The sequence below is a fragment of the Mesorhizobium sp. M1E.F.Ca.ET.063.01.1.1 genome, from assembly GCF_003998155.1.
GTDB lineage: Bacteria > Pseudomonadota > Alphaproteobacteria > Rhizobiales > Rhizobiaceae > Mesorhizobium.
The window spans coordinates 1-4,629 of sequence record NZ_RZSC01000479.1; the positions used below are offsets into that span (position 1 = coordinate 1).

Here is a 4,629-nt window from a genome sequence, read left to right on the forward strand (position 1 = left end):
GTCGGCTCAATGTAGAGGCATCATCTCTTTATCGTGGTTAATTTAGGGTTAAGTTAAGCAACATCGCCAAGCAACTTACAATACAACCGGCAAAACCAGAGGTTGCTGCCGGTTGTATTGCGCAGACAATCGGTTTAATTTGTTCAATTATACTTACTTATATTTTAATCCACGGTTTTTCGCAACAGCGTGCGGAAAAATCGAGATTTCAGGACGCCACCTGGCCCGCTTCCCAGCCGAGGATGGCGCGCTTGCGCGTCAGGCCCCAGTGGTAGCCGGTGAGAGCGCCGGACTTGCCCAGCGCCCGGTGGCAAGGAACCACGAAGGACATCGGGTTGGCGCCGACCGCCGCACCGACAGCCCGGCTTGCGCTCGGCGCGCCGATGCTGGCCGCGATCGAGGAATAGGTGCAGGCCTTGCCCATCGGGATGCGCAGCAGCGCCTCCCAGACGCGGAGCTGGAAATCGGTGCCGATCATCACCACGCGGAGCGGCTGGTCGGCGCGCCAGTTCGTCGGATCGAAGACGCGCGCGGCGTAGGGCTGGGTGGCCGACATGTCCTCGACGTAAGTCGCGTTCGGCCAGCGGCCGGACATGTCGGCGAAGGCGGCCCGCTCGCCGCCGGCATCGCAGAAGGCGAGGCCGGCCAGACCGCGGTCGGTGACCATGATGAGCGCAATGCCGAAGGGCGAGATGTGGTAGCCGTAGCGGATGGTGAGGCCGGCGCCGCGGGTCTTGTAGTCGCCGGGCGACATCGCCTCGTGGGTGACGAAGAGGTCGTGCAGCCGGCCTGGACCCGACATGCCGAGCTCGAACGAGGTCTCCAGCAGCGGCATGCCCGAATCGAGCAGCCTACGCGCATGATCGAGCGTCACTGCCTGCAGGAAGGCCTTGGGCGACAGACCCGCCCAACGCGTGAACAGTTTCTGCAAGCCCGTCGGCGTTTCGCCGACCGCTTCTGCCAGAACCTCCAGCGAGGGCTGGTCGCGGTAGTCGAGGCTGATCTTCTCGATGGCGCGGCGCACGACCTCGTAGTCGCTGCCCTCAGGGGTGATGTCGTTCTGAAGGATCGCTGACGGTTTCATCCGGGCATTCATGGTCATCTGAGCGTTCATGGCAATATCTCCCATGGCAATATCTCCTTGACCGCGAATATCGTTCTTCCCACGCTTTGCCACCACCCGAAACTTGCCTTCCCGCCGCCCATACCCAGATAGAGTCGGCTTCGAGGGAGGACGATCGTGACCGGCGAAAAGGTAAATCTGAGCGGGGCCAGGGAAACCTTGCTGATGACGCTCTACGGCAAGGCGATGGAGAGCCGTCTGCCGCATTCGCTGCTCAAGGATCGCTTCGCCGACGAGGCGGTACGCAAGATCGATTATGATTTTTCCAGGCTCAAGGTCGACGACAATCTCGGCATCGGCTTTGCCATCAGGGCCAAGACACTGGACGTCGGCGTCCAGGACTTTCTCGCCAGAAATCCCAACGCCATCGTACTGCATCTGGGATGCGGGCTCGATACGCGCTTTTTTCGCGTCGACCCGCCGCAAGACGTGGACTGGTTCGACGTCGATTATCCGGAGGTCGTCGCGCTCAGGCGCAAGCTCTATCCGTCTCGTGAGAATTGCCACCTGGTCGCCTCGTCGGTGACCGAACCGGATTGGCTGGTCGATGTGCCCCGCAACCGCCTCGCGATCGTGGTGGCGGAAGGGTTGACCCCCTATCTTGCCCCCGACGAGGGGCAGCGCCTGTTTGCGCGGCTTGTCTGGCATCTTGCCGGCGGCGAACTCGTGTTCGATGCCTACAACCGTTTCGGCCTGAAGCTGATGCGCCTCAATCCAGCCATCAAGGCGACGGGCGCCGAGGTCCACTGGGCTATCGAGGACCCTCACGAGCTGGAGCGAGCCGTCCCGAAGCTGCGGTTCGTCGAGGAGATCCCGGCCTACAAGGCGGAACACGCGGTTCGCATGGGCTGGCGAGCGAGACTGTTCGTTCGCCTTTGGAAATACGTTCCCGCCCTGCGCAACATCGGCAGGCTGTTGCGATATCGGTTTTGAAGGGTTCGAACTCAGCGCGCCTTGGCGGTCGCCAGCGCGCGCGAAAAGGCCGTCGCAAAACTTTCGCGGTCATCCGGGTTGAGGAAGCCGCCGATCGAAACACTCCTGCCTTGCGCCTCCACTGCCATGTTGGTGATGCCGATCTCGGCATGGCGGGCGATCGAAAACCGCGCCCAGAACGGGTTGAAGCGATGGTCCTCGAAGCGGCCCGACGGCGCCGTCTTGCGGATATCGAGGCTGGTGCGCGAGACCGAGATTTCCTCACGGGCGCGCGCGGCACGATAGTTGACGCGGAAGGCGATGTAGACGGCGATCACGTCGAGCCCGAAGAAGCCGAAAACCGGCCATGCGCCATGCGCCAGGAAGATCGCGCCGGTAACCGCCCAGCCGAACAGCAGCGCGCCCATCAATATCAGAAAGCCGGTGCGGCCGAGGGAACGATGCGGCGTCAGCAGGGCCTGGAAGAATGGCTCATCGGCTTCGAACGAGGCGTTTGTGTCGCTCATGAGGTAATATTATAGGAAGGGAATGGCGCCTCCCAAGTCCAAAAATTCCTTACCCGTCAAAAAGCCATCAGCCTCCGCCCCAGGCGGTGGCGCGAAAGCAAAGGCGCCGTACCGAAAGGGCGGACCGCGCCCGCTCTACACGCCCGCCGAGGTGCATGAGATCTTCCGGCGCTTTTGTGTGCAACGGCCGGAGCCGAAAGGCGAGCTCGACTATATCAACGCCTTCACGCTGCTGATCGCGGTGGTGCTGTCGGCGCAGGCGACCGACGCCGGCGTCAACAAGGCGACGAAGCCGCTGTTTTCGGCAGCCGACACGCCGCAAAAGATGCTGGCGCTCGGCGAGGCCAAGATCGGCGACTATATCCGCACCATCGGGCTCTGGCGCAACAAGGCCAAGAACGTGATCGCGCTTTCGAAGGCGCTGATCGACGACTATGCCGGCAAGGTGCCGCAGGACCGCGACGAACTGGTCAAACTGCCCGGCGTCGGGCGCAAGACCGCCAATGTCGTGCTCAATGTCGCCTTCGGCCAGCATACGATGGCGGTCGACACGCACATCTTCCGCATCGGCAACCGGATCGGCCTGGCGCCCGGCAAGACGCCGGAACAGGTCGAGCAGGAACTCTTGAAGGTCATCCCGGCCGAATATATGCGCCATGCCCATCATTGGCTGATCCTGCACGGCCGCTATGTCTGCAAGGCGCGCAAGCCCGACTGCCCGGCCTGCGTGATCGCCGACATCTGCAAATCCAAGGAGAAGACCACCGACGTGCCGGCGCCGCTGGTGCCGATCGCGCCGTTGAAGGAGGCTTTTCCCGCGGAGGTTTAGTAGCCGTAGCCGCGCGCCATCGCCGCGGCAAAGACGGGGATGAGCAGGAAGATGAAGCCCTCGGCGCGGACGTAATTCTTCACAGAGGCAAGTTCGGCCGCCGGCACCAAGAAGGATGGATCGCCGCCCGCCTGCCTGTTCCAGGAGATGAAGCGCATGGTCGGGATGACCGACAGCAGGCCGACGATGATGAAGGCCGCCATCTTCGCCCAGAACACCCAGTTGTAGACATAGAATTCCCAGCCCTTCAGCCCGAAGAACACCCGACAGACGCCGACGATGACGATCAGCGCGGCGATGATGCCGTAGTGGCGGTCGATGCCGACAAGGCGCTTGAGCGTCGCCGCCGGCAAATCGCCGCGCACCAGCACGACCTCGGCGCCGATGATGCCGGCCAACGAGAAAACCAGAAGGTGATGGAGGATGGCCAGCAGAAGGTCGGTGGTGTCCATGGTTCTTCCTCGATCGAAGAGCGCGAATGTTGAATCAGTTTTCAATGGTTGCAGAGTAGCATCGCGAGGCAAATCCCATATGTGCAAGCTAACCATAAGCGTCGTTGACGCCACCAGCCGACAGTCTATTGCTTGGAACCATGAGCCGACTGAAGCGTGCCCTCAATCCGATGCCCGAAGACGTTCGAGCCGTACTTGCGGAGCGGGGACTGACGGCCGCCTATGACGCGCGGCCGGACTATCAGCGGAACGACTATCTCGGCTGGATCGCCCGCGCCAAACGCCCGGAAACGAGGCAGAAGCGGCTCGACCAGATGCTCGACGAACTGGCGCTCGGTGGTGTCTATATGAACATGGTCTGGCGCGGCTGAATCCGGCCGTCCAGTTTTGCCTGCCTGTCACCCTGCTTGCCTCTGGAAGATGGCTCCGGTCATCCTGGCCCTTGTTCGAACGCGATGGTTTGCTAAGCGCTGCCGCTTCAACAGAGGTGAATGCCATGAGCATTGCAAAGGAAGCCGGTGTGCCGATCCTGGAGACGGCGCGGACCGTGCTGCGGCCGCACAGGCTCGACGATTTCGAGACCTATGTCGCCATGTGGGCTGACCCCGGGGTCACCCGTTTCATCGGCGGCAAGCCGCGCACCCGCGAGGAAAGCTGGTTGCGCTTCCTGCGTCATGCCGGGCTCTGGTCGCTGCTTGGCTATGGTTTCTGGGCGATCGAGGACAAGGCGACGGGCCGCTTCATCGGCGAGGCAGGGGTCCATGATATCAAGAGCGCGAGCGCGCC

General features: G+C 62.3%; 7 protein-coding genes. 4 read left to right on the forward strand and 3 right to left on the reverse strand.

Annotation, left to right across the window (positions count from 1 at the left end):
• Window positions 1–208: 208 nt before the first annotated feature.
• Window positions 209–1,114, reverse strand: coding sequence for a methylated-DNA--[protein]-cysteine S-methyltransferase (locus EOA29_RS25830; protein ID WP_126091952.1), 906 nt, complete (start codon window positions 1,112–1,114; stop codon window positions 209–211).
• A 126-nt stretch (window positions 1,115–1,240) separates the two neighbouring features.
• Here EOA29_RS25830 and EOA29_RS25835 point away from each other — a divergent pair, with 126 nt between their 5' ends.
• Window positions 1,241–2,056 carry a class I SAM-dependent methyltransferase gene (locus EOA29_RS25835; protein WP_126091953.1) on the forward strand — a complete coding sequence of 272 codons (816 nt, stop codon included), beginning with the start codon at window positions 1,241–1,243 and terminating at the stop codon, window positions 2,054–2,056.
• 11 nt (window positions 2,057–2,067) lie between these two features.
• Here EOA29_RS25835 and EOA29_RS25840 read toward each other — a convergent pair whose 3' ends face one another.
• A complete protein-coding gene (locus tag EOA29_RS25840; RefSeq protein ID WP_126091954.1) occupies window positions 2,068–2,562 on the reverse strand; it encodes a DUF2244 domain-containing protein in 495 nt (164 codons plus the stop codon).
• Window positions 2,563–2,584: 22 nt separating this feature from the next.
• Between EOA29_RS25840 and nth the strand changes: the two genes are divergently transcribed.
• Window positions 2,585–3,391: an endonuclease III gene (gene nth / locus EOA29_RS25845; protein WP_126091955.1), complete on the forward strand. Its 807-nt coding sequence runs from the start codon at window positions 2,585–2,587 to the stop codon at window positions 3,389–3,391.
• On the opposite strand, the gene EOA29_RS25850 is transcribed toward nth, so the two are convergent.
• Complete coding sequence (locus tag EOA29_RS25850) at window positions 3,388–3,843, reverse strand: DUF2214 family protein (protein WP_126091956.1); 456 nt, start codon at window positions 3,841–3,843, stop codon at window positions 3,388–3,390. The genes nth and EOA29_RS25850 overlap by 4 nt on opposite strands.
• A 140-nt stretch (window positions 3,844–3,983) precedes the next feature.
• Here EOA29_RS25850 and EOA29_RS25855 point away from each other — a divergent pair, with 140 nt between their 5' ends.
• A complete protein-coding gene (locus tag EOA29_RS25855) occupies window positions 3,984–4,214 on the forward strand; it encodes a YdeI/OmpD-associated family protein (protein WP_126091957.1) in 231 nt (76 codons plus the stop codon).
• Window positions 4,215–4,339: 125 nt separating this feature from the next.
• The coding region (locus tag EOA29_RS25860) for a GNAT family N-acetyltransferase (protein WP_145969797.1) at window positions 4,340–4,629 on the forward strand (290 nt) is incomplete at its 3' end.